The 24,168-nt window shown below is 63.3% G+C and carries 17 protein-coding genes; 10 read left to right on the forward strand and 7 right to left on the reverse strand.

The genetic code is table 11. The features are described 5' to 3' along the window. Positions 1–130 precede the first annotated feature (130 nt). Positions 131–1,135, forward strand: a complete 1,005-nt coding sequence (gene dusA / locus N4G42_RS13955; protein ID WP_409557826.1) for a tRNA dihydrouridine(20/20a) synthase DusA — start codon at positions 131–133, stop codon at positions 1,133–1,135. Here dusA and N4G42_RS25570 read toward each other — a convergent pair. Then, a complete protein-coding gene (locus N4G42_RS25570; RefSeq protein WP_313771914.1) occupies positions 1,128–3,962 on the reverse strand; it encodes an EAL domain-containing protein in 2,835 nt (944 codons plus the stop codon). The two genes, dusA and N4G42_RS25570, sit on opposite strands and share 8 nt — an antisense overlap. Before the next feature lie 201 nt (positions 3,963–4,163). On the opposite strand from N4G42_RS25570, the gene N4G42_RS13975 reads away from it, so the two are divergent. From N4G42_RS13975 to N4G42_RS13985, 3 genes are all read left to right on the forward strand, one after another. After that, positions 4,164–5,252, forward strand: a complete 1,089-nt coding sequence (locus N4G42_RS13975) for a GTP pyrophosphokinase family protein (protein WP_099730208.1) — start codon at positions 4,164–4,166, stop codon at positions 5,250–5,252. A gap of 205 nt (positions 5,253–5,457) precedes the next feature. Continuing rightward, positions 5,458–7,077, forward strand: a complete 1,620-nt coding sequence (locus tag N4G42_RS13980; RefSeq protein WP_260667604.1) for a polyhydroxyalkanoate depolymerase — start codon at positions 5,458–5,460, stop codon at positions 7,075–7,077. Continuing rightward, entirely contained in the window at positions 7,074–7,781 is a 708-nt protein-coding gene (locus tag N4G42_RS13985; RefSeq protein WP_260667605.1) for an RnfABCDGE type electron transport complex subunit B, read from the forward strand. Before N4G42_RS13980 ends, N4G42_RS13985 begins: the two co-directional genes overlap by 4 nt. A 43-nt stretch (positions 7,782–7,824) precedes the next feature. Here N4G42_RS13985 and N4G42_RS13990 read toward each other — a convergent pair whose 3' ends face one another. Beyond that, positions 7,825–9,312 carry a methyl-accepting chemotaxis protein gene (locus N4G42_RS13990; RefSeq protein WP_260667606.1) on the reverse strand — a complete coding sequence of 496 codons (1,488 nt, stop codon included), beginning with the start codon at positions 9,310–9,312 and terminating at the stop codon, positions 7,825–7,827. Positions 9,313–9,493: 181 nt separating this feature from the next. On the opposite strand from N4G42_RS13990, the gene dapC reads away from it, so the two are divergent. From dapC to N4G42_RS14020, 6 genes are all read left to right on the forward strand, one after another. Beyond that, positions 9,494–10,699: a succinyldiaminopimelate transaminase gene (gene dapC / locus N4G42_RS13995; RefSeq protein WP_056062643.1), complete on the forward strand. Its 1,206-nt coding sequence runs from the start codon at positions 9,494–9,496 to the stop codon at positions 10,697–10,699. Positions 10,700–10,715: 16 nt separating this feature from the next. After that, positions 10,716–11,549 (forward strand): 2,3,4,5-tetrahydropyridine-2,6-dicarboxylate N-succinyltransferase, encoded by an 834-nt coding sequence (gene dapD / locus N4G42_RS14000; RefSeq protein WP_056744941.1) that lies wholly within the window; start codon positions 10,716–10,718, stop codon positions 11,547–11,549. Positions 11,550–11,617: 68 nt separating this feature from the next. Then, positions 11,618–12,781, forward strand: coding sequence for a PilT/PilU family type 4a pilus ATPase (locus tag N4G42_RS14005; protein ID WP_056062628.1), 1,164 nt, complete (start codon positions 11,618–11,620; stop codon positions 12,779–12,781). Positions 12,782–12,944: 163 nt separating this feature from the next. Next, complete coding sequence (gene dapE, locus N4G42_RS14010; RefSeq protein ID WP_260667607.1) at positions 12,945–14,138, forward strand: succinyl-diaminopimelate desuccinylase; 1,194 nt, start codon at positions 12,945–12,947, stop codon at positions 14,136–14,138. After that, positions 14,135–15,076 carry a 50S ribosomal protein L3 N(5)-glutamine methyltransferase gene (gene prmB, locus N4G42_RS14015; protein WP_260667608.1) on the forward strand — a complete coding sequence of 314 codons (942 nt, stop codon included), beginning with the start codon at positions 14,135–14,137 and terminating at the stop codon, positions 15,074–15,076. The genes dapE and prmB overlap by 4 nt, the downstream gene beginning before the upstream one ends. A 115-nt stretch (positions 15,077–15,191) precedes the next feature. After that, positions 15,192–17,231, forward strand: coding sequence for an ABC-F family ATP-binding cassette domain-containing protein (locus N4G42_RS14020; RefSeq protein ID WP_260667609.1), 2,040 nt, complete (start codon positions 15,192–15,194; stop codon positions 17,229–17,231). 476 nt (positions 17,232–17,707) lie between these two features. On the opposite strand, the gene phbB is transcribed toward N4G42_RS14020, so the two are convergent. The 5 genes from phbB to N4G42_RS14045 form a co-directional block, all read right to left on the reverse strand. Continuing rightward, positions 17,708–18,445 carry an acetoacetyl-CoA reductase gene (phbB, locus tag N4G42_RS14025; protein WP_056062618.1) on the reverse strand — a complete coding sequence of 246 codons (738 nt, stop codon included), beginning with the start codon at positions 18,443–18,445 and terminating at the stop codon, positions 17,708–17,710. 251 nt (positions 18,446–18,696) lie between these two features. Further along, positions 18,697–19,479, reverse strand: coding sequence for an EAL domain-containing protein (locus tag N4G42_RS14030; RefSeq protein WP_056062613.1), 783 nt, complete (start codon positions 19,477–19,479; stop codon positions 18,697–18,699). Positions 19,480–19,560: 81 nt separating this feature from the next. After that, positions 19,561–20,913, reverse strand: coding sequence for a methyl-accepting chemotaxis protein (locus N4G42_RS14035; RefSeq protein ID WP_260667610.1), 1,353 nt, complete (start codon positions 20,911–20,913; stop codon positions 19,561–19,563). A gap of 264 nt (positions 20,914–21,177) precedes the next feature. After that, entirely contained in the window at positions 21,178–22,356 is a 1,179-nt protein-coding gene (locus N4G42_RS14040; RefSeq protein ID WP_099730200.1) for an acetyl-CoA C-acetyltransferase, read from the reverse strand. Positions 22,357–22,426: 70 nt separating this feature from the next. Beyond that, positions 22,427–24,127: a PHA/PHB synthase family protein gene (locus tag N4G42_RS14045; RefSeq protein ID WP_260667612.1), complete on the reverse strand. Its 1,701-nt coding sequence runs from the start codon at positions 24,125–24,127 to the stop codon at positions 22,427–22,429. Between the last annotated feature and the right edge of the window lie 41 nt (positions 24,128–24,168).

Consider the following 24,168-nt stretch of genomic DNA (forward strand, 5'->3'; position numbering starts at 1 on the left):
CCAGTGGGATAATGCGGGTTTCGCACCTGCAGCCCCGCAGCGCCCCCGACCAGAGGGGCGTTCTGCTGCAGAACATTCCCCTCCCCGCCTTCGCTGTTTGCCTGTGGAAACCACCCTGAGCCCCTGGCGCATGTCCGTCGCCCCCATGATGGACTGGACTGACCGCCACTGCCGTTACTTTCACCGGCTGCTGACGCGGCAGACCCTGCTGTACACCGAGATGGTGAACGCGGGCGGCATCCTGTATGGCGGCACCGAGCGCCACCTGCGCTTCAACGCCGAAGAGCACCCCGTAGCCCTGCAGCTGGGTGGCAACGAGCCCGACAGGCTCGCCCAGGCCGCCAGGCTGGGTGAGGAATGGGGCTACGACGAAATCAACCTGAACTGCGGTTGCCCCAGCGACCGCGTGCAACGCGGTGCCTTTGGCGCCAGCCTGATGAAAGCCCCCCAGCTGGTGGCCGACGGCGTCAAGGCCATGAAGGACGTGGTCAGCGTGCCCGTCACCGTCAAGCACCGCATCGGCATCGACAAGGTGGAGGACTACGGCTTTGTGCGCGACTTCGTCGGCACTGTGGCCGAGGCCGGGTGCACCGTGTTCATCGTGCATGCGCGCAACGCGTGGCTGCAGGGCCTCTCCCCCAAGGAAAACCGCGACATCCCGCCGCTGCGCTACGAGGTGGTCCACCGCCTCAAGGCCGAGTTTCCACAGTTCACCATCGCCATCAACGGCGGTATCACCGCCGACGCGGTGGTGCAGGAGCAGCTGCAACACCTGGACGGCGTGATGATCGGCCGCGAGGCGTACCACAACCCCTGGTGGTTGGCGCGCTGGGACCAGCTCTACTACGGCGGCGCCCCCTGCCCCCTGACCCGAGAGGAAGTGGAGCTGGCGATGGTGGAATACATGGAGCGCGAGGCCGCACAGCACGGCACCCCCTGGCCCCACATCGCCCGCCACATGCTGGGCCTGCGCCACAGCCTGCCCGGCGCTCGCATCTGGCGCCAGGTGTGGAGCAACCATCTGCTCAAGGACCGCCCCGCGCGGGAAGTGCATGCGTTGGCGATGCAAGCCTATGCCAGTGGAGCGTCGGAGCCCAGCGCTGAGCCCGCAACACTGGACTCCGTGACTACTTAGTCAGCCGCCCCACCCAGGCCGCCAGCGGCTCGGGCCGCCCGAAGAGGTAGCCCTGCAGGCACTCGCACTGGCTTTCGACCAGAAAGTCGGCCTGGGCGCGTGTCTCCACCCCCTCGGCCACCACGCGCAGGTTGAGATGGCGGGCCACCGAGATGATGGACTGCACGATGGCCGTGTCGTTGGGGTCGTCGGGCGTGTCGTCCACAAAGCTCTTGTCGATCTTGAGCTCGTAGAGCGGGAGCCGCTTGAGGTAGGCCAGGCTCGAATAGCCGGTGCCAAAGTCGTCGATGGAAAAGCGCACACCCAGCTGCACGATCTCGGTCATGCGGGCGATGGTGTCGTCCAGGTCTTCGATCAGCAGGCTTTCGGTCACCTCCAGGATCATATGGGCCGGGTTGGCGCCGGTGTGGGCCAGGATGTGGCGCACGCGCTCGACAAAGTCGTCCTGGCGAAACTGCCGTTCGCTCACATTGACCGAGAGCGACAGCGCGTGCCCTGCCCCCTGCAGGCGCGCCAGGGTCTCGCAGGCCTGCTGGATCATCCAGTCACCCATGCGCAGGATCAGGCCCGAGGCCTCGGCAATGGGGATGAAGCGGCTGGGCGGGACGTTGCCGCGCACGGGGTGGTCCCAGCGCATCAGCAACTCGCCGCCCACCACGTTGCCGGCCGCATCCACCTGGTTTTGCACAAAGGCCGCCAGTTGGCCCAGCGCCTGCGCTTTTTTCAAGTCCTGCTCCAGCGCCAGACGCTCCTGCACGTCGGCCTGCATGGCAGCCTCGTAAAAGCGGATGCGGTTGCGACCCAGGTCCTTGGCGCGGTACATGGCCGTGTCGGCCTCCCGCAGAAGGTCTTCCACACCCTCGCCCCGCTTGGGGAAGAGCGTGATGCCGATGCTGCCGGTGGTGCTGTAGAGATGGGTGTCGATGGTGTAAGGCGCTTCCAGTGCGGCGCGCATTTCTTCGGCCACCAGCAGCGCAGCGCGCCCGGCGGACTCCATGTCCGACGCCACGTTGTGCACCAGCACCACAAACTCGTCCCCACCCAGGCGCGCCACGGTGTCGCCCGGGCGTTGCAGCTGCGTGAGCCGCTGGGCCACCTGCATGAGCAGCATGTCGCCCACCGTGTGGCCCCGTGCATCGTTGATCTGCTTGAAGTTGTCCAGGTCGATGTAGAGCACCGCCCCCACCTGGGCGGCCTTCAGAGCGTTGGCCAGCGCATGTTCCATGCGGTCCAGCAGCATGCGCCGGTTGGGCAGGCCGGTGAGCGCGTCAAAGTACGCCAGCTGGTGTGAGCGCGCCTCGGCCTGCTTGCGTTCGGTGATGTCGCGCGACAGCGCAATGAATCGGGGTTCGTCGCCCGGGGCGGCGCGCTCCTTGCGCGCAATCGACAACTCGAACCAGTGGGTCACCCCGCCCAGCTCCAGCCGGAACTGGTGGCCTGACGAGTACCCGGTCTGGTGGGCCGCTTGCAGCGCCGCATGGCAGCCGGCAGCGGCTTCGGGGGGGACCACATCGCGCAGCAGGCGGCCCAGAAACATCTCTGGCGGCACCGCCAGCTCTCCCGATCGTGCCGACCGGTAGTGGTGGATGCAGCCGTCCAGCCCCAGTTCGAACAACAGATCAGGAATGGCGCTGAGCGTGCTCTCCAGGTCATCCCGGGTAGCGCGCAGTTCGGCCGTCATGTCGCGCGCCAGTGCCACCGCACGCTCGCGCCCCGTGGCCAGCAGCCAGGTGAACCAGGCCAGGATCAGGCTCAGCACCGTGCCCAGCAGCGCCACCGGGTGGTGCCCATCGTCCTGAAAGCGCTGCACAAAGCCCGGTAGTGGGGCCATGTGCAAGGTCCAGCGGCGCCCGCCCAGCTCCACCTCGCGCCGCGCCAGCAACGCCGGGGCGCCAGCGCCCAGGACCGGTGCCTTCAGGTTGCTGAACAGCAGCGCACCCGCTCCCGCAGCGGCATCTCCTGGTCCGGTGCCGGGGGATGCCGCACCCGCGCCCGGGGTGCTGTCGGTGATCTGCAGGCCGATGTCGGCGTCAAATTCACGGGACATGCCGTTGATCACGTCCTCCATCAGAAACGGCGCCGAGACCCAGCCCGCCAGCCCTTGCCGCCTGCCCTCCACCGTGCCGTTGTCGGCGTCGGCGCGGTACAGGGGCATGTACATCACCAGCCCAGGGGCACCGTTTTGCATCAGGGTCAGTCGCCCGGACAACGCCAGCGCTCCGGTGTCACGGGCCCGGTCCAGCGCCTCCTTGGCAGGGGGAATGGTCAACACATCCAGTCCCAGCGCCTTCAGGTTGGGGCCCTCCAGCGGCTCGATGTGGGTGATGGGTGCCAGCCACTCGCGCTCGCCGGGCGGGCGCACTGCATATTGGTCAAAACCGCGCTGGCGCATGTCCTCCAGATGGGCAGCGAGCGCCTTGCCAGGAAACTGCAGAATCAGCGACACCCCCTGCAGCCCGGGACGGGTTGCCTGCAGCTGCAGCGCGCTCACATAGGCCTGAAACTCCTCGCGGTCGATGCGCTCCGACCCCTCAAAGTAGCCCTTGACGCCGCGCAACACCACCTCGTAGGTCGCCATGCGGTCCTTGAGGTTGTAGGCAATCTGGTCGGCCGCCACCTCAAAGTTCTGCTCGCGCTTGGTCCTCGTGTTCTTTTCTTCGCTCTGCCAGTACAGGAAGGTCAGCCCCAGGGTCAGCAGCGCGATCAGTGGGGGCAGCACCACGGGCAACCAGCGGTGGTTGCTGGTGCCCGCAACCCCTTCAGACACCCATACCGCCTGCCCTGGCGCGGCGAGGTCATCGTTGTCGGGGGCTGGGTGGGGTGTCATGGTGGATGGTGTGACTTCGATGCACCGGCGGTGCTGCCCCATTATGAGCATCTGTCCTGCGCCGAAAAGGGGCATTTGCGCGCAAACTGCACATGCCGGGTCTCTGCATGCCGTTTATGCTCGCACCCGCTGGGCCAAGGGCTATGCGCCCGCACCCACTTCCCGTATCAACCCTGGCAATACCCACCACAAAGGCCTGGCATGGCATCGCTCGATTTCGACCTGGAGGAATCCCAATTTCGCAGCTGGTACACCGCGCAGGCGGTTGCGCTGGAAGACGCCTGTGCAGCGCTGACCGCGCGGGTGGCGGCAGTGGTAACCCAGGCGGGCGGCGTGGACATCACCAAGGTGGAGGGCCGCGTGAAGGATGTGGACGAATGCGTGCGCAAGTTCGTGCGCAAATACCGTCCGGCGCTGGAAGAGAGCAACACCCCCTACGACATAGAGACTTACATCACCGACCTGATTGGCGTGCGGGTGGTGTGCCTGTATGAAGACGAGCTGGAGAAGATTGCCCAGATCGTGCGCGCCCATTTCGCCGTGATCGACGTGACCGACAAGGTCTCGGCGGTGGAAAGCACCGAGGCGTCCTTCGGCTACAAAGGGCTGCACCTGGACCTGCGGCTGAGCGTGGCCGAACGCGACCTGCCGGAGCACGCGGCCTATGCCGAGTGGCCCTTCGAGCTGCAGGTGCGCACCATCATCCAGGACTCGTGGAGCGTGCTGGACCACAAGATTAAGTACAAAAAATCCATCCCGGGCCAGCTCAAGCGGCGCATCAACGTGCTGTCCGCCCTGTTCGAGCTGGCCGACCGCGAGTTCCGACAGATCCGCGATGCCACGGCGGCCGAGTTGCTGCAGGCCCCCGACGAAACCGCCGAACCTGCAACCGATGTCGCCGCCGATTTGCAGGCTCCCACCCGCGCAGCCGCCACCAGTAGCGAACTGAACGCGTTCACGTTCTTGAAGATCGCCACGCATTTTTTCAAGGACTTCGAATTCGAGCCGTCCAAGGTCGATGGGTTTGTGGACGACATCCAGGCCTGGTCAGCCGGCATGACACGTGCGCGCTTTAACAGTTTGATGCGCGAGACGATCGGAGTGGTCAAGCGCTACAAGCAGCACTTTGAAGAGCAAAACCCGCAAGGCAGCTTCAACCCGTACACCGTGATCCGGCATTGCCTGTATCTGAGTAACAAGACGGCGTTCCGCCCCGCATTGCGCAACTCGGCCCGCGAGTCGTTCGAGGCCTGGCTGAGCGACAACGCAGAGCCCAAAGTGCAGGGTTGAGGCGAAAATCGGCGCAAGCGCTAGTGCTAATTGCCTGAGTCGCTATCATTTTTAATAGCTTCGCAGCCTTCGTCGACGAACCGGCGCTCCACCCCTGGGGCCGCGTCAATTTGTCGCATAGGCGACTGGACATTGGTGGTTTTACTCCATGCGCTTGTTACCAAGTGCTGCTATATTGCACTGCAACAAAACGGAGTTTCGCCCCATGCTGTACCACCTCTACGAAACCCAGCGCTCCTTGATGGAGCCCTTCACAGATTTTGCGCAGGCGGCTTCCAAGTTGTTCAGCAACCCCGTCTCGCCGCTGAGCCAGACCTCAGCAGCACAGCGCATGGCTGCCGGTTACGACCTGCTCTACCGCCTGGGCAAGGACTACGAAAAGCCCACCTTCGACATCCACACGGTCGACGTGGACGGTATCGGCGTGGCTATCCATGAACGCATTGAGGTCGACAAGCCGTTTTGCGAGCTGCGCCGCTTCAAGCGCTTTTCGGACGACCCTGCCACGCTGACCAAGCTCAAGGGCCAGCCCGTGGTGCTGATCGTGGCGCCGCTGTCGGGCCACTACGCCACCTTGCTGCGCGACACCGTGCGCACCATGCTCAAGGACCACAAGGTCTACATCACCGACTGGAAGAACGCCCGCCTGGTGCCGCTGTCGGAGGGGGAGTTCCACCTCGACGACTACGTCAACTACGTGCAGGACTTCATCCGCCATCTGCAGGGCATCTACGGCAACTGCCACGTGATCAGTGTGTGCCAACCGACGGTGCCCGTGCTGGCCGCCGTGTCGCTGATGGCCAGCCGCGGCGAGAAAACGCCCCTGACGATGACCATGATGGGTGGCCCCATCGACGCCCGCAAGTCGCCCACGGCAGTGAACAATCTGGCGACCAACCGCAGCTACGAGTGGTTTGAGAACAACGTGATCTACCGCGTGCCGGAGAAATTCCCCGGCGCGGGCCGCCGCGTGTACCCGGGCTTTTTGCAGTACACCGGTTTTGTGGCCATGAACCCGGACCGCCATGCGACCAGCCACTACGATTATTTCAAGGACCTGATCAAGGGCGACGACGCAAGTGCCGAGGCGCACCGCAAGTTCTACGACGAGTACAACGCCGTGCTGGACATGGATGCGGACTACTACCTCGAAACCATCCAGACCGTGTTCCAGGATTACAAGCTGGTGAACGGCACCTGGGATGTGCGCTCGCCCGCTGGCAAGTTGGAGCGCGTGCGTCCGCAAGACATCAAGACCACAGCCCTCTTCACGGTGGAAGGCGAGCTGGACGACATCTCTGGCTCGGGCCAGACCGAAGCGGCCCACGACCTGTGCAGCGGCATCGTGCGCAAGGAGCAGCGCCACCTGGAAGCCAAGGGCGCAGGCCACTACGGTATCTTCAGTGGCCGCCGCTGGCGCGACATCGTGTACCCCAAGGTGCGCGCATTCATCCTGGAACACGAGTTGCCTGCCAAGCCCGCCACTGTGGCCGCAACGTCCACACCGGCCCCCAGGCTCGCCAGCCCTGCACCGGCCCCTGCCCCTGCCAAGGTTGCCAGCAAGCCCGCACCGGCAGCCAAACCCGCCGCCACCAAGGTGATCAAGGCGACCAAGGCGCCTACAGCAGCAGCCAAGCCTGCCCCGGCCCGCGCTGCGGCCAAGCCCGTGGCGGCCACCGCTGTGGCCACGCGCTGGGTACAGCCCGCTGCGGCGCCCACAGGTGCAGCGCAGGCGCCCACCGCTGATCTGGCTACGGCCCAGACCAGCGCCACAGCGGCGCCGTCCACCCGCAGCGGCAGCAAGAGCAAGGCGCGCAAGGCTTGAGCCACCCCGCCTCCGCCAGCACGACCCCATCCCACGCTGCCCTCACCGACTTGGCAGCGCGGATTGATGCCGCCCTGCCCCAGACGCAGTGCACGCGCTGCGGCTATCCAGACTGCGCCAGCTATGCGCAGGCCATCGCCCAGGGGGAGGCGGCCATCACCCAGTGCCCTCCGGGCGGTGCTGAGGGCGTGGCCCGCTTGGCCGCCATCACGGGCCATGCCGTGGAGCCCTTGAGCGCAGACCATGGGGTGGAGGCACCGCGCCGCGTGGCCTTCATCGACGAGGCGTGGTGCATTGGCTGCACCTTGTGCATCAAGGCCTGCCCCACCGATGCCATCGTGGGCTCCAACAAGAAAATGCACACCGTCATCGAGCCTTACTGCACAGGGTGCGAGCTGTGCATCCCGGTTTGCCCGGTAGATTGCATCCAGCTCGACAACGCCAGCGGCATAGCCACCGGATGGGCTGCGTGGTCTGATGCGCTCGCGGTCCAAGCCAAACAGCGGTATCAGCAACACCGTCAGCGGGTGCCGCTGGAGGATGTAGAGGACGAAGGCTCCGGAGCGCAGGCCGATTCGACATCGGCCGCCACCCACAGCCCAGCCGCCGCTGCGGTAGCCGCCGAGGGCATGGAGGCACGCAAGGCGGCCATTGCCGCCGCCATGGAGCGCGCACGGCAACTGCGTGAAAAGGGAGCGCGCTGAGAGCGGCACCTGGTCCGCTGGACCAGCAACCGCCTGTCTGCGGTTATCGCGCGGCCAGCGATTTGTACACGCCGCAGCCCACGTACCAGTCCCCCACCCGGCTCACGTAGGACATCTTGGTTTGCACCGCGCCGGTGGCCGGGTTGTTGATGTCGTACTCCACCCACCCCGGGGCGCGGTCGGCCTGGGTCACGATGTCCCTCACCAATCGGTCGCCTGCAATGCCGGGGATGTCTTGCACCCGTGTGCCCACCTTGGCCGGGTTGCCACCAAAGGCCAGATAGGTACCCCCGGCATCCAGCACAAACACATACATGTCACGGTCATGGTAGGGCTGGGTCTTGTCGGTGATGCTGCGCAGGAATTGATCGCGCGAACTGGTCTTGTGCAGCGCCACCGCCTTGTTCACCAGAGCCACTGCCTCATCGGCTGTGCCCTGCTGCAGGCGAAACGCCGCCACCGCTTGCGACAGGGTGGACGCGCGGTGCTCCAGCGCCTCGGCCTGGGAGACCGCGTGGCCCACCATCTGGGCGTTGTGCTGCGTGATCTGATCGAGCTGCTGCACGGCGGAGCTGACTTCGCTCAGTCCCGTGCTTTGCTCGGCGCTGGAGCCGGAGATCTCGGTCATGCTCGCCGCCACACTGCGGATACCGCTGGCCATGTTGGCAATGCCCTCGCCCGCCGATCGGATCAACCCGGCGCTGGCCTCCACCTGGCTGACCGAGGCGCCGATCAGCTCGCGGATCTCCCGCGCCGCATCACCCGAGCGCTTGGCCAGCGTGCGCACCTCGCCCGCCACCACGGCAAAGCCCCGGCCCTGCTCGCCCGCACGGGCGGCCTCCACCGCAGCGTTCAGGGCCAGGATGTTGGTCTGAAACGCAATGCTGTCGATGACACCAATGATCTCGGTCATGCGGCGCGCGCTTTGCTGGATGGCCTCCACCGACTGCACGGCGCGGGCCATGGCCTCGGCTCCTGTGTCGGCTGCCTTGCGTACTTCTGCGGCGCGGGCATCGGCGCTGCGCGCGGTCTGTGCGTTGTTCTGCACGGCCGACGACAGCTGCTCCACGCTGGCAGCCGTCTGCTCCAGGTTGGCCGCCTGCTGTTCGGTGCGATCGGCCAGCGACCGGTTACCGTGCGCCAGGCTCTGTCCCGCATGGGCCACCAACGCAGCATTGCTGCGGATATCGGCCACCATGGCCGACAGTGCGAGCACCATGCGGTCCAGCGACTGGGCCATGGACCCGACCTCGTCCCGTCCATACACACCCGCCCTGGCACACAAGTCACCGCGTGTGGTCTGCTCCATCGCATGCGACAAGCCTTGCAGGTCGGATGCCAGACCCGCATACAACGCGCACAGTGCATACAGAACCACGGCGGCTGCCAATGCCACCGCCCACCACGGAGCATCCAAGGCGGCCATCGCCAGGGCGCCAGCCATCACCACGCCCAGCGTCACCAGTTTGCCCGGCAGGTGCCACCTGCGCATCCACCAGAGCCCGGGGCGCAGCGGTAGGAATCCAGACATCTTGTCTCCGTTATCGTTTTTGAATGTGGGCCATGCTATGTGCCCGCTCTTACGTCGGATTGACAACTCGGCATGGGGTAAACAGTGCTTGACTGCGCACCTGGCCCCGCCCCTCGCCATGTACGGCGCGACACCCTGCACCGTGCCGTGGGCGTATGCCCTTCGCCCATAATGTCGCTCCATGAATCCCCTGCTCTCCCAACTCCAGCCTTACCCCTTCGAGCGGCTGCGGCAACTCTTTGCGGGAGTCACACTCCCGGCGGCTTACAGCCCCATCAGCCTGGGCATGGGTGAGCCGCGCCATCCTACACCGCAGTTCATCAAAGATGCACTCAGTAACAACCTGGGCGGACTGGCCAGTTACCCTGCCACCGCAGGCGAACCCAAGCTGCGCGAGGCCTTCACCCAGTGGATACAACAGCGCTATGCGCTGACCCTGGACCCGGGCACCCAGGTGCTGCCCGTCAACGGCTCGCGTGAGGCACTGTTTGCATTTGCGCAGACCATCATCGATCCCTCGCAAGGCCAGCCGCTGGTCGTCTGCCCCAATCCGTTCTATCAAATCTACGAAGGTGCCGCCTTGCTGGCGGGAGCCCAGCCGTACTACGCGGCCAGCGACCCCGGCCGCAACTTTGCGGTGAACTGGGACGCAGTGCCCGAGGCTGTGTGGCAACGCACCCAGCTGCTATTCGTCTGCTCCCCTGGCAACCCCACGGGCGCCGTGATGCCGCTCAGCGAGTGGAAGAAGCTGTTTGAGCTGAGCGACCGCTACGGTTTTGTGATTGCCTCGGACGAGTGCTACAGCGAGATCTATTTCCGCGACGAGCCGCCCCTGGGCGGCCTGCAGGCTGCGGCGCAGCTGGGGCGCGGCGACTTCAAGAACCTGATCTCCTTTACCAGTCTGTCCAAACGCAGCAATGTGCCCGGCATGCGCAGCGGCTTCGTGGCTGGCGACGCAGCGCTGATCAAGTCGTTCTTGCTCTACCGCACCTACCACGGCAGCGCCATGAGCCCCATCGTGCAGGCCGCCAGCATCGCCGCCTGGGGGGATGAAAAGCACGTGGTGGACAACCGGGCGCTGTACCGCAAGAAGTTTGCCCAGGTCACACCGCTGCTGGCTGGTGTGATGGAAGTCGCCCTGCCGGATGCCGGTTTTTACCTGTGGGCCAAAGTACCGGAAGCCCTGGGGATGGACGATGCCGAGTTCGCGCGCGCCCTGCTGGCTCAATACAATGTCACGGTGCTGCCCGGCAGCTACCTGGCCCGCGAGGCCCAGGGGAGCAACCCCGGCGCCCAGCGCGTGCGCATGGCCCTGGTGGCCGAAGCCGAAGAATGCGTGGAAGCTGCGCTGCGCATCGTGCAATTCATCCAATCCCGTACTGCCTGATCTGATCGACAACAACATGACCCAACAACTCCAAACCCTCATCGACAACGCCTGGGAAAACCGCGCCAGCCTCTCGCCCGCCGCCGCCCCCAAGGAGATCCAGGACGCCGTCGAGCATGTGATTGCCGAGCTGAACAATGGCAAGCTGCGCGTGGCCACCCGCGAAGGCGTGGGCCAGTGGACGGTGCACCAGTGGATCAAGAAGGCCGTGCTGCTGTCGTTCCGCCTCAAGGACAACGAAGTCGTCAAGGCTGGCGACCTGGGCTTTTACGACAAGGTGCAGACCAAATTTGCCCACTTGTCCGAAGAAGAGATGAAAGCCACTGGCGTGCGCGTGGTGCCGCCTGCTGTGGCCCGCCGTGGCAGCTTCATCGCAAAGGGCGCGATCCTGATGCCGTCATACGTGAACATCGGCGCCTACGTGGGCGAAGGCACCATGGTCGACACCTGGGCCACCGTGGGTTCGTGCGCACAGATTGGCTCCAACGTGCACCTGTCGGGTGGCGTAGGCATTGGCGGTGTGCTGGAGCCTCTGCAGGCCGGCCCCACCATCATCGAAGACAACTGCTTCATCGGCGCCCGCTCCGAGGTGGTCGAAGGCGTGGTGGTCGAAGAAAACTCCGTACTGGGCATGGGCGTGTACCTGGGCCAGAGCACCCCGATCTTCAACCGTGCCACCGGCGAAATCAGCTACGGCCGTGTGCCCTCGGGCTCGGTGGTGGTGAGCGGCAACCTGCCCAAGACGGCCGCCAACGGCACGCCCTACAGCATGTACGCTGCCATCATCGTCAAGCAGGTGGACGCGCAAACCCGCTCCAAGACCAGCATCAACGACCTGCTGCGCGACTGATCGCGTTGCATGAGAGCGGCTCGATGGGCCGCTTTGCCGACAGAGACTGACAACAAGAGGGAAACACCATGAGCACGATGGAACGAATTCTTCGCCTGATGGCAGAGAAAAAGGCCTCCGACGTCTATCTGTCGGCCAACGCGCCCGCGCTGATCAAGATCAACGGCGAGTGCGTGCCCATCAACAACCAGATCCTGCCGCCCGATGCGCCGCGCAACCTGCTGTCCGAAGTGGTCCCCCCGGACCGTATCGAAGAGCTGGAAGAAACCGGCGAGCTCAATATGGGTGTGCCGCTCAGCGGCGTGGGCCGCTTCCGGGTGAGCGCCATGCGCCAGCGTGGCAGCTATGCGGTGGTGATCCGCTTCATCTCCCAGCAGATTCCCGAGTTCGATTCCTTGGGCCTGCCCCCGGTGATGCGCGAACTCATCTTGGAAAAACGCGGACTGATCCTGATGGTGGGTGCCACGGGTTCAGGCAAGAGCACCTCGCTGGCGTCGATGATCGACACCCGCAACGAGGCGCTCACAGGCCACATCCTCACCATCGAGGACCCGGTCGAATACCAGTTCAAGAACAAGAAATCCATCGTCAATCAGCGCGAGATCGGCAGCGACACCCAGTCCCTGCAGACGGCCCTGAAAAACGCGCTGCGCCAGGCACCCGACGTGATCCTGATCGGCGAAATCCGCGACCGTGAAACCATGTCGGCCGCCATTGCCTATGCGCAGTCGGGTCACCTGTGCCTGGCCACGCTGCACGGCAACAACAGCTACCACGCGCTTAACCGCATTCTGTCGTTCTACCCCGTCGAAGTACGACCCACCATGCTGGGCGACCTGGCATCGGCACTCAAAGCCGTGGTTTCCCAGCGTCTGGTGCGCAAAACCGACGGCGGCCGGGTGCCGGCAGTTGAAGTCATGCTCAACACCAAGCTGGTGTCCGATCTCATCGAAAAAGGCGACTTCTCGGGCGTACGCGAGGCCATGGAAAAATCCATGGCCGAAGGATCGCAGACCTTTGAAGAAGCGCTGGCCCGCCTCATCATGGATGCGCAGATCGACCGCAAGGAAGGCATGGCCTACGCCGATTCGCCCACCAACCTGATGTGGCGCCTGCAAAACGACTTTTCCCTGGCCGCCAACGCCGCCAAGGCCCAGAAAGAAGCACGCGATGCACCCGACGATGCACCGTCGTTCACCGAGATCGTGCTGGACGTCAAGCCGGCGGCGTGATGTGACGCGCCTTGAGTGGCCTGCGGAGCCCTCCCTCAGGGAGGACGACGCGCTCGGTGCCTGGCATCCCCTGCTTGGCGGCTCTGGGCTGGGCCACGCAGCGCCAATGCCTGTACCCATGATCGCAGCCCGGCTGCCTGTCTCCATTCCCTGACCCCATCCCATGTCCCGTACCCTGCACCTGGCTGAACAGCTCATCTCCCTGCCCTCCATCACGCCGGAGGACGCCGGCTGCCTGGATCTGCTGGCCACACGGCTCGCTCCGCTCGGGTTTGTGTGCGAACGACTGGACAGTGGTCCCACAGACTTCCGTGTCAGCAATTTGTGGGCAAAGCGACCGGTAGCGCTAGTGAATCATGCCTCATTCGCTATCAAAACAGTAGTGTTCGCAGGCCATACCGATGTCGTCCCCACCGGGCCTCTGGCCCAGTGGAGCAGCGACCCGTTCGTGCCCACCCACAAGGACGGCAAGCTCTATGGCCGTGGTGCGAGCGACATGAAGACCTCCATCGCAGCCTTTGTGGTCGCGGTGGAAGAGTTCCTGGCCGCCACGCCCGCACCGCTGATCGAGCTGGCCTTTTTGCTGACCAGTGACGAGGAAGGTCCTTCCGTTGACGGCACCAAGGTCGTGGTCGAGCAGCTCCAGGCGCGTGGCGAAAAGCTTGATTACTGCATCGTGGGCGAACCGACCTCGGTCGAGAAAACCGGTGACATGATCAAGAATGGACGGCGTGGCACCTTGAGTGGCAAGCTCAGCGTACGCGGTGTCCAAGGCCACATCGCCTACCCACAACTGGCCCGCAACCCCATCCACCAGGCCCTGCCCGCTCTGGCAGAACTGGCCTCCACCATGTGGGACAACGGCAATGCGTTCTTTCCGCCCACCAGCTGGCAGATCAGCAACATCCATGGCGGCACCGGCGCCACCAACGTGATACCGGGTGAGGTGGTGATCGACTTCAACTTCCGCTTCTCGACCGAATCGACGGCAGAGGGGCTGCAGCAGCGCGTGCACGCCGTGCTTGACCGCCACGGCCTCGAATATGACCTGCGCTGGACGCTGGGCGGCCAGCCCTTCCTCACCACGCCCGGTGAACTGGTGGGCGCCGTGCAGCAGGCCATCGCCTCCGAGACGGGCATCAGCACCGAACTCTCCACCACCGGTGGTACCAGCGACGGGCGTTTCATTGCGCAGATCTGCCCCCAGGTGATCGAACTGGGCCCGTCCAATGCAACGATCCACAAGATCGACGAGCATGTGGTGGTGGCCGATATCGAGCCGCTCAAGAACATCTACCGCCGCACGCTGGAGAACCTGCATGCACAGGCCCTGGCGGCCCAGGCGGTGGCCGCATGAGCAAGGCACCCAGCCACAACCCACCGGCAGTTGCAGGTGACACCGTTGGCGCACTGATCGAATGGGGCTCTCAGCAGCTGGAGTCGGCCGGCGTCTCGTTCGGCCATGGCACCACCAATGCGCAGGACGAAGCTGCATGGCTCGTGTTGTGGCGCCTGGGCCTGCCGCTGGATAGCGACCTCTCCGATGCACCAGAGTCCATCAAAAACAAGCAGGTAGCGCCCGCAGAAAAAGCGTTGGTTGCTACACTTTTTGAAGAACGTATTGCCAGTCGCAAGCCTGCCGCCTACCTCACACGCGAGGCCTGGCTCCAGGGCTTGCCGTTCTATGTGGACGAGCGCGCCATCGTGCCGCGCAGCTTCATTGCAGAGCTGCTGGTGGACGGCAGCGTGGACGATTTCCTGAGCGACCGCACCCATCGGGTGCTGGACCTTTGCACGGGCAACGGCAGCCTGGCTGTGCTGGCGGCGATGGCCTGGCCCGAAGTCGAAGTGACCGGTGCCGATATTTCGCCCGACGCCTTGGCCGTGGCACGCATCAATGTGGAGAAACATCGGCTGCAGGACCGTATCACCTTGCAGTTGTCCGATGGACTGAGTGCCCTGCCCGGCCCCTGGGACCTGATCCTGTGCAACCCGCCCTACGTCAACGCCGACAGCATGGCCGTGCTGCCCAGCGAATACCGCGCAGAGCCCGAACTGGCCCTAGCCGGCGGCAAGGATGGCATGGACTTTGTGCGCCAGCTGTTTGCCGCCGCGCCCGCTTGCATGAGCGAAGACGCTGTGATCATTCTGGAGATCGGCAACGAGCGCGCTTATTTTGAGGCGGCCTTCCCGCAATTGCCGGTTTTCTGGCTCGATACCAGTGCAGGAGAAGACCAGGTTTTGCTGGTCACCCGGCAGGCGCTGGCTGCCCAAACCCGGCTCACGGCACAATAGAGCCCTTTACGCCACCTTTGGCAGCAGCAGCGGCTGTGCCGTTGGCAGTTGCGCTGGCCCCCAGAGTTTTGCATGCCACCCGCCTCGTGCGGGTGCGCTTTTTTCTGATTCCCGGATGATCACCCTCAAGAACGTTACCCTGCGCCGAGGCACGAAAGTCGTGCTCGACAGCGTGTCCACCACCATCAACCCCGGCGAAAGCGTCGGGCTTGTGGGCCGCAATGGCGCGGGCAAGTCCAGCCTGTTTGCGCTGCTCAGCGGCAAGCTCCATGAAGATGGCGGGGATTTTCACATCCCGTCGAGCTGGCGGATGGCCGAGGTCGCGCAGAACATGCCCGAGACCGACCAGTCGGCCACCGATTTTGTGCTCGAAGGCGACACGCGTCTGGCCGAGGTACAACGCCAGTTGGCCGAAGCCGAGGCCAGCGACGATGGGATGGCCATTGCCCATGCCTATTCGGACCTGCATGACGCCGGCGCGCACGATGCCGTGGCGCGTGCCCAGGCGCTGATCCTGGGCCTGGGTTTTCGCGTGAGCGAACTCGACCAGCCCGTCAACAGCTTCTCCGGTGGCTGGCGCATGCGACTGCAACTGGCTCGCGCGCTGATGTGTCCCAGCGACCTCCTGCTGCTGGACGAGCCCACCAATCACTTGGATTTGGACGCCCTGGTCTGGCTCGAAGCCTGGCTCAAGCGCTACGCGGGTACCATGATCGTGATCAGCCACGACCGCGAGTTTCTGGACGCCATCACCAACGTCACGCTGCAAATCCAGCAAGGCGATTTGAACCGCTACGGTGGCAACTACAGCAAGTTTGAAGAACTGCGCGCCCAGCAGCTCGAACTGCAACAGGCCAGCTTTGCCAAGCAGCAGGAGAAGATGGCCCACCTGCAGAAATTCATCGACCGCTTCAAGGCCAAGGCCAGCAAGGCCAAGCAGGCGCAAAGCCGGGTCAAGCAACTCGAACGCATGGAGAAAATCGGGCCTGTGCTCGCCGAGGCGGACTTCACTTTCGAGTTCAAGGAACCGGCCAACCTGCCCAACCCAATGCTGGCCATCAGCGACGCCTCGTTCGGCTATGTGGACGACGAGGGTACGCCCACCACCATTCTTACGGGCGTCAACCGTTCGGTGCTGGCGGGTCAGCGCATCGGCATCCTGGGCGCCAACGGTCAGGGCAAGTCCACGCTGGTCAAGACCATTGCGCGCACCATGAAAGCACTGGGCGGCAGCATCACCGAGGGCAAGGGCCTGAACATTGGCTACTTTGCCCAGCAGGAACTCGACGTGCTACGCCCCAGCGAACACCCGCTGGAGCACATGATCCGCTTGGCCAAGGAGCTGGGGCCTGATGCCAAGCAACCCAGCCGGGAGCAGGATCTGCGCAGCTACCTGGGCAGCTTCAACTTCACCGGGGACATGGTCAAGCAGGCCGTTGGCACCATGAGCGGCGGTGAAAAGGCGCGCCTGGTGCTGGCCATGATCGTATGGCAGCGCCCCAACCTGCTGCTGCTGGACGAGCCTACCAACCACCTGGACCTGGCCACCCGCGAGGCGCTGGCGATGGCGCTCAACGACTTCGATGGCACTGTGATGCTGGTCAGCCACGACCGCGCCCTGCTGCGCTCGGTCTGCGAGGACTTCTGGATGGTGGGCCGGGGTGTGGTCGGCCCGTTCGACGGCGACCTGGACGACTATCAACGTTACCTGCTCGAAGAGTCCAAGCGCCTGCGCGAAGAAGCACGCCTTGCCGAGCAGGCGCAGGCCTCACAAGCTCCTGCAGCAGCGCCCGCCGCAACACCGGCACCCGTGGTCACGCTGGCCTCCGTTGCCGCGCCAGCACCGGCTCCCGCTCTGTCCCCTTCGCGTGATGGGCGCGAGCAGCGCAAGCTTGACGCTCAAACGCGCCAGCAGCTGGCCGAAAAGACCCGTCCACTCAAAAAAGAGCTGGAACAGATCGATAAACGCTTGACGGCCCTGAGCGCAGAACGCACCCAATTGGAGCAAAAACTGACGGAAGCCTTGCCTCCTGCAGAGATCGCCGAGTGCGGCCGGCGATTGAAAGCCGGAAATGATGAAACGGAAAAACTGGAAGAGCGTTGGCTGGAAATTTCTTCCGAACTCGAAGAAATTTCCGCGGCCTCGGTGGGCTAGAGATGTAAAGTCCTGTAAATTCTTTCCAGAATTTTCCGGACTTTCCATTGATCCATCTCACTTCTACGCTATCAAATATGTAGCTACTTTTAGTGTAAATCTACAGGCTATTGCGGTTGCATTTTTTTGCGAAAGGTTGTCAACGGACTGTGGACCGCCCGCGTTGTTGGTACATCACAGGAGTTTTCCACCATGAATACCACCGCAATCTTGTCCGCTTGGCCCGAAGACGAACGCGACCGCAAGCGCGCACCGGCCCGCTTCTAAAGCGCTGCGGCCTTGCCTCTGTTGTGTAGCCACACAGTGCACATCAAGCATAAACCATACCAAGGCATGAGAAATGTGGCCACATTAGCTCCATATTTCTCACGTGGACCATAGCAAGGTCGGAGTTAACCTCCGCAATTCTTGCAAGTCCCAACAAAAAACCCCGCAGATGCGGGGTTTTTTGTTGGTCCAAAAGGACGGAACAGCATTTAGCCCATGTGCAGGCCGCCATTGACCGAAAAGTCTGCACCGGTGGCGTATCCGCCCTCTTCCGAGGCCAGCCAGGCAATGATCGATGCAATCTCGCTGGGCTCACCCAGGCGTTTGACAGGCACCGTGGCGACAATCTTTTCCAGAACATCCGGACGGATTGCCTTGACCATGTCAGTGCCGATGTAGCCTGGGCTTACCGTATTGACGGTGACGCCTTTGGTGGCCAGTTCCTGCGCCAGGGCCATCGAGAAGCCATGCATGCCCGCCTTGGCGGCGGAATAGTTGGTTTGCCCCGCCTGACCTTTTTCGCCGTTGACAGAGCTGATGTTGATGATGCGGCCCCAGCCCTTTTCCACCATGTCAGACACCACCTGTTTGGTGACATTGAACATGCTGTTGAGGTTGGTTTCGATCACGGCGTCCCAGTCTTCGCGCGACATCTTGAGGAACATGCGGTCACGCGTGATGCCAGCGTTGTTCACCAGCACGTCAATGGTGCCGTGCTCTGCCTTGGTCTTGCCAAAGGCTTCCACTGTGGAATCCCAATCACCCACGTTACCGACCGACGCATAAAACGTGTAGCCCAGGGCCTTTTGCTCTGCCAGCCATTTGGCGTGGTCCCGTGTCGGGCCGCAACCAGCGATGACTTTGAATCCTTCCTTGTGCAGGCGCTGGCAAATGGCGGTACCGATGCCTCCCATGCCACCGGTGACATACGCGACTTTCTGGCTCATGTGATTTCTCCTTGTTAGTGATTGGCTCAGGACCCACTCTACCGAAGAAATTGGGCACTGCCGTGAAGGAAAACACTGAAGCCCTTTCCTTTTTGACATATCCACATGCGTCACACAGCTGACGCGAGGCACGCTTAGCGACGCGTCACCGGCGTAGCGCCTGCAGATGCACCAAATGGAGGCAGCGGATTGGCTGCTGTGGACTGCGGAAGCCCGCAAGGACTGGCTTGAAATGCAGGCGCTGTGTTGCGCTAGACGTGCCGTGGCGCCAGCGGCAGGGATTCCCATCCCGGCTTGGCGAACAGGTAACCTTGCTGGTAGCGAACGCCCACCGAACTGAGGTAGGCGGACTCAGCCGAGGTTTCGATGCCCTCCGCCACAATGTCGATGGACAACCGTTGGCAGACCAGCGCAATGCCGCACACGATCGCCTGTCGCACGGGGTCCTGATCGATGTTGCGAATCAGCTCCATGTCGATCTTGAGCACATGGGGCTGAAATTGCACCAGCATGTTCAGCCCCGCGTAGCCCGCACCAAAGTCGTCGATGGCCGTAATGAGGCCCTGGCGCCGGTATTCATTGAAGATGGACTTCAGGTGTGCACCATTGCTGACCTGCTCGCCCTCCGTCACCTCGAACATGATCCGGTTGTGCGGAAAATCGAACTCTTCAGCCGCCTCCATGGTGGCACGGATGCAGGTCTCGGGCCGATACACCGCATTGGGCAGGAAGTTGATGCTCAGTCTGCAGTCTGGCAGGCTGGCGAGCCCCAGGCGCGACGCTAGTTCAATGGCCTTGACGCGGCACGCCTGGTCAAACCGGTAGCGATTGGTGTCATCCACCCACGACAGCACCGTACCAGCCGACTCGCCATCCACACCGCGTACCAGCGCTTCGTAGGCGAACGGACGATCCAACTCCAGATCCATGATGGGCTGGAACGCCATCGTGAAGTCGAACGGAAGCTGCGTCTTGTCACGACAGGATTGGCAGCCCACAGGTTCGAAGGGTTGGGCAAAAATGGTCACTGTCATGGAGAACCATGGTAACGCATCATTACAAAGCTGCAGCCTCGTGTTGCTACATAGACCATAGCCCCAACGCGGCCCCAGCGACTAAAGCACGAAGACCGCCACCGCCTCGGCCAGCCGGTCGGCCTGGCCTTTGAGGGTCGCGGCGGCTGCAGCCGATTCCTCCACAAGAGCGGCATTTTGCTGCGTCATCTGATCAAGCTGGCCCACCGACTGATTGACCTGCGCTATGCCCGAGGACTGGTCTCTGGCTGCAGTATGAATCTCACCCATCATCGCACTCACACGCTGGACCGATCCCACAATTTCGGCCATGGTACGGCCGGCATCATCAGCCAATAGCCCTCCCTGTGACGCCTTTTGCACCGATGCGCCGATCAAGCCAGAAATCTCGCGGGCTGCCTGTGCCGAGCGCTGCGCCAGCCCCCGCACTTCGGTGGCGACTACTGCAAATCCGCGCCCCTGCTCACCGGCACGCGCAGCCTCCACAGCCGCATTGAGGGCAAGGATGTTGGTCTGAAATGCGATGGAGTCAATCACGCCTGTGATGTCAGCAATGCGGGCTGAGCCTTCGTTGATATCACGCATGGTCCGCACCACTTCGCCCACCACGTCCCCACCGCGCCGGGCTACCCCTGCGGCCGACACCGCCAGCGTGTTGGCCTCGGCGGACGCAGCGGCAGTCTGCCCCACGGTGCCTGTCAACTGTTCCATGCTGGCAGACGTGGCTTGCAAACTACCGGCAGCATGTTCGGTGCGTACAGACAGGTCTCGCGCTCCGCTTGCGATTTCTTCGCACGCCACTGCCATGCCGGCTGCGGCCTGCTGCACGGTAGCTACGGTCTGATGCATCCGGTCCAGGGCATCCTTCAGCGCCCGCCCGCCTGGCGTGTGAACTGACAAGCGTGACATGTCCAACATGATGCGGTCACCGTGCGCCAGCGACGCCGTCAGACGTCGCAGCTCGGTGGATTCTTGAGCCGTCCGGCCCATCTTCACGGCCAGGATGACCTCCAACACCGTCTGGATCACCACGTACAGCGCATGCAACATCACCTGGCCCAGGTCAGGAGCGGTAATGCAATACAGGCCAACCCCTGCCGCCTGAAGCCGATCAAACACAACATGGTGTACGGCGAACAATGCCGCAGCCCAAACAATGGGCCGCCAGTCCAGATACACCAGTAGCAGCGCCAGCGTCACGAAGACACCGAAATGGAACTCCAGCATGCCGCGAGCCAACTGGATATGCAGTGCAACCAAGCTAACCTGCACAAACGACAACACAAGACGCGATGCCAGCGTGCCCGGAGCCAAAGCATAGGCCACAGCGGCAACCGCACCCAACAGCAAAACTGCCGTCAACGCCAGCATCGAATCCACAAACTGCAAGCCCAGCGCAATGGCTGCCAGCGAACTCAGTCCAATAGCTACCAAGATGACCCGGTCACCGAGCAAAGCGCCTGGGACCGGACCAGCTGCACGTTCTGAGAAATCCGCGGGGGGCGCAGAAAAAATGGACATAGAGATCAAAAATTAACCGTTATGTATTAATTTTAAACTATTTGGTAATTTTGTGACTATGCATTTCAATATTCGACTGGACAAAAAAAGGGCCGCATGTCAATGCGGCCTTTTTTTGTCGCCTGCTGCCCCGTCAATCAACAACCAGCCAGGGCAGTCCTGGCCGAGGCTTTGAGGTTAACGCTCTACAGCCAGCGACACACCCATGCCACCACCGATACACAGCGCGGCCAGGCCCTTCTTCGCGTCACGGCGCTGCATTTCGTGCAAGAGCGTGACCAGAATGCGGCAGCCCGACGCGCCGATGGGGTGGCCGATGGCGATGGCGCCTCCGTTCACGTTGACCTTGGCGGGGTCAATGGCCAGTTCCTTGTTCACAGCGCAGGCCTGTGCGGCAAAGGCTTCGTTCAGCTCGAACAGGTCCACATCGGCGGCGTTCCAGCCTGCGCGCTGCAAGGCCTTGCGCGAGGCCGGCACGGGGCCCATGCCCATGGTGGCAGGGTCCAGGCCGCTGGTGCCAAACGCGGCGATGCGCGCCAGGGGCTTGAGGCCAAGGGCGGCAGCCTTCTTGGCGCTCATCACCACCACAGCGGCGGCGCCATCGTTCAGGCCCGATGCGTTGCCGGCGGTCACGCTGCCCGCCTTGTCAAAGGCGGGGCGCAGGCCGGCCAGGGCTTCAGCGTTGGTCTTGCGGTTGAGGTACTCGTCGGTGTTGAACAGGATGGGGTCACCCTTCTTCTGCGCCAGGCTCACGCCGACGATTTCATCGGCGAACTTGCCAGCATCTTGTGCAGCAGCTGCCTTTTGCTGGCTGGCCAGGGCCAGTGCGTCCTGCATGTCGCGGGTGATGCCGTACTGCTTGGCCACGTTTTCAGCCGTGATGCCCATGTGGTACTGGTTGTACACGTCCCACAAGCCGTCCACGATCATGGTGTCGATCAGCTTCCAGTCGCCCATGCGCTGGCCGTCGCGCGAGTTGGGCAGCACGTGCGGCGCCAGGCTCATGCTCTCCTGGCCGCCGGCCACGACGATCTCGCTGTCGCCCCAGGCCACAGCCTGGGCGGCCAGCATGACCGCCTTCAAACCGGAGCCGCACACTGCGTTGATGGTGAGTGCAGGGGTTTCCTTGGCCACGCCCGCCTTCATGGAGGCCTGACGCGCGGGGTTCTGGCCCACGCCAGCTGCCAGCACCTGGCCCATGATGACTTCGCCGATCTGGTCGGACGAGAGACCTGCGCGCGCGATGGCTTCACGGATCACGATAGCGCCGAGTTCGGTCGCAGGCGTCTTGGCCAGCGAGCCACCAAACTTGCCCACAGCAGTGCGAGCGGCAGAAACGATGACGATGTCTTCCATGGAATGTCCTTGTAGTGGTGAGTGGTGGTTTAGTGATTCTCGCAGCGCCAAAAGTCAGGACTTTTGCGTATCAGGCTTTCTGCTTGACATAGCGGCCGGGCGCGGGCTCGATGGCCTTGAACTTGGTGCCTTTGCCATAGGCCTTGGGCGCAGCAATCTGTTTGCCCGCATGGCTCTTAAGCCAGCCTGACCAGTCGGTCCACCAGCTGCCGGGGTGCTCGGTAGCGCCTTCCAGCCATTGGTCCAGCGTGCCTGGGAACTTGCCGTCGGCGCGGGTCCAGTGGCTGCGCTTGCCCTTGGCGGGTGGGTTGATCACGCCCGCGATGTGGCCTGAGGCGCCCATCACAAAACGCTTCTTGCCCGGCAGCACCTGGGTGGACGCATAAGCGGCTGTGGCGGGCACGATGTGGTCTTCGCGCGAGCCGTAGATATAGACAGGCAGCTCGAGGCTGCCCAGGTCCAGCTTTTCGCCGCACACGGTGAGCTTGCCCGGCTTGACCAGGTTGTTTTCGAGGTAGAAATTGCGCAGGTACCAGGCGTAGAACGGGCCGGGCAGGTTGGTGCTGTCGCTGTTCCAGTACAGCAGGTCAAACGGCGGCGGCGTTTCGCCCTTGAGGTAGTTGCCCACCACGTAGTTCCAGACCAGATCGTTGGGTCGCAAGAAGCTGAAGGTGGACGCCAGGTCCTGCCCCTTCATCAGCCCGCCATGGCCCATCTGCATCTCGCGGAACTTGACGAAGGCTTCATCGATGAACACGTCCAGAATGCCCGTGTCGGTGAAGTCAATCAGCGTGGTGAGGAAAGTGGCACTGGCCACGGGCTCGTCGCCGCGCGCTGCCAGCACGGCCAGCGCATTGGACAGGATGGTGCCGCCCACGCAAAAACCCAGCGCGTTGATCTGCTCGGCACCGGTGATGTTCTGCACTACGTCGATGGCGGCCATGGCGCCATCTTCCACGTAGTCGTCCCAGGTCTTGTGGGCCAGGCTGTCATCAGGGTTGCGCCAGCTCACCACGAAGGTGCGGTGGCCTTGTTCCACCGCATAGCGGATCAGCGAGTTCTCGGGCTGCAGGTCGAGGATATAGAACTTGTTGATGCAGGGGGGCACCAGCAGGAACGGGCGTTCGTACACCTTGGCCGTGAGGGGCTTGTATTCGAGCAGCTGGAACAGCTCGTTTTCGAACACCACAGCGCCTTCGGTGGTGGCCACATTGCGGCCTACCTCGAACAGGCTCTCGTCGGTCATCGACACATGGCCCTGCGTGATGTCGTGCAGCAGGTTCTGCATGCCCTTGGCGATGCTCTCGCCCTTGGTCTCGATGGCTTTCTTCTGCGCTTCGGCATTGAAGGCGAGGAAGTTGCTGGGCGCCATGGCTGCCATCCACTGCTCCACGCCAAATCGGATGCGGGCCTTGGTCTTTTCGTCGGCCTCGACCGCGTCGGCCAGCCCCATCAGGGTGCGGGCATTGAGCAGGTAGGCGGCGGCTGAAAACGCTGCCACAGGGTTGCTGGCCCAGCCCTCACCGGCAAAACGCTTGTCCTTGACCTCGGGGGTGCCCTGCAGGCCCTGCGCCCAGAGGTCCTGCGCTTCTTTGAGGTATTGCTGCTGCAATGCCTGCAGCTTGGTTTGCGACAGCTTCAGGGGTGCGGCGGCGGGTACCTGCGCCCCCAGGTCCAGTTTCTGGAACGATTGCAGCGCCTGCGACCAGCTTTGCCCGAAAATCTGCTGGAACTGCTGGGCGCTCTCGGCCCAGGGTGATTCAGAAGTCATGCTCATTCCTCGATGGTTGGTCGCTCGCAGCGGCTGGGGCC

Source organism: Acidovorax sp. K2F, assembly GCF_025246485.1.
Lineage (GTDB): Bacteria > Pseudomonadota > Gammaproteobacteria > Burkholderiales > Burkholderiaceae_C > Acidovorax > Acidovorax delafieldii.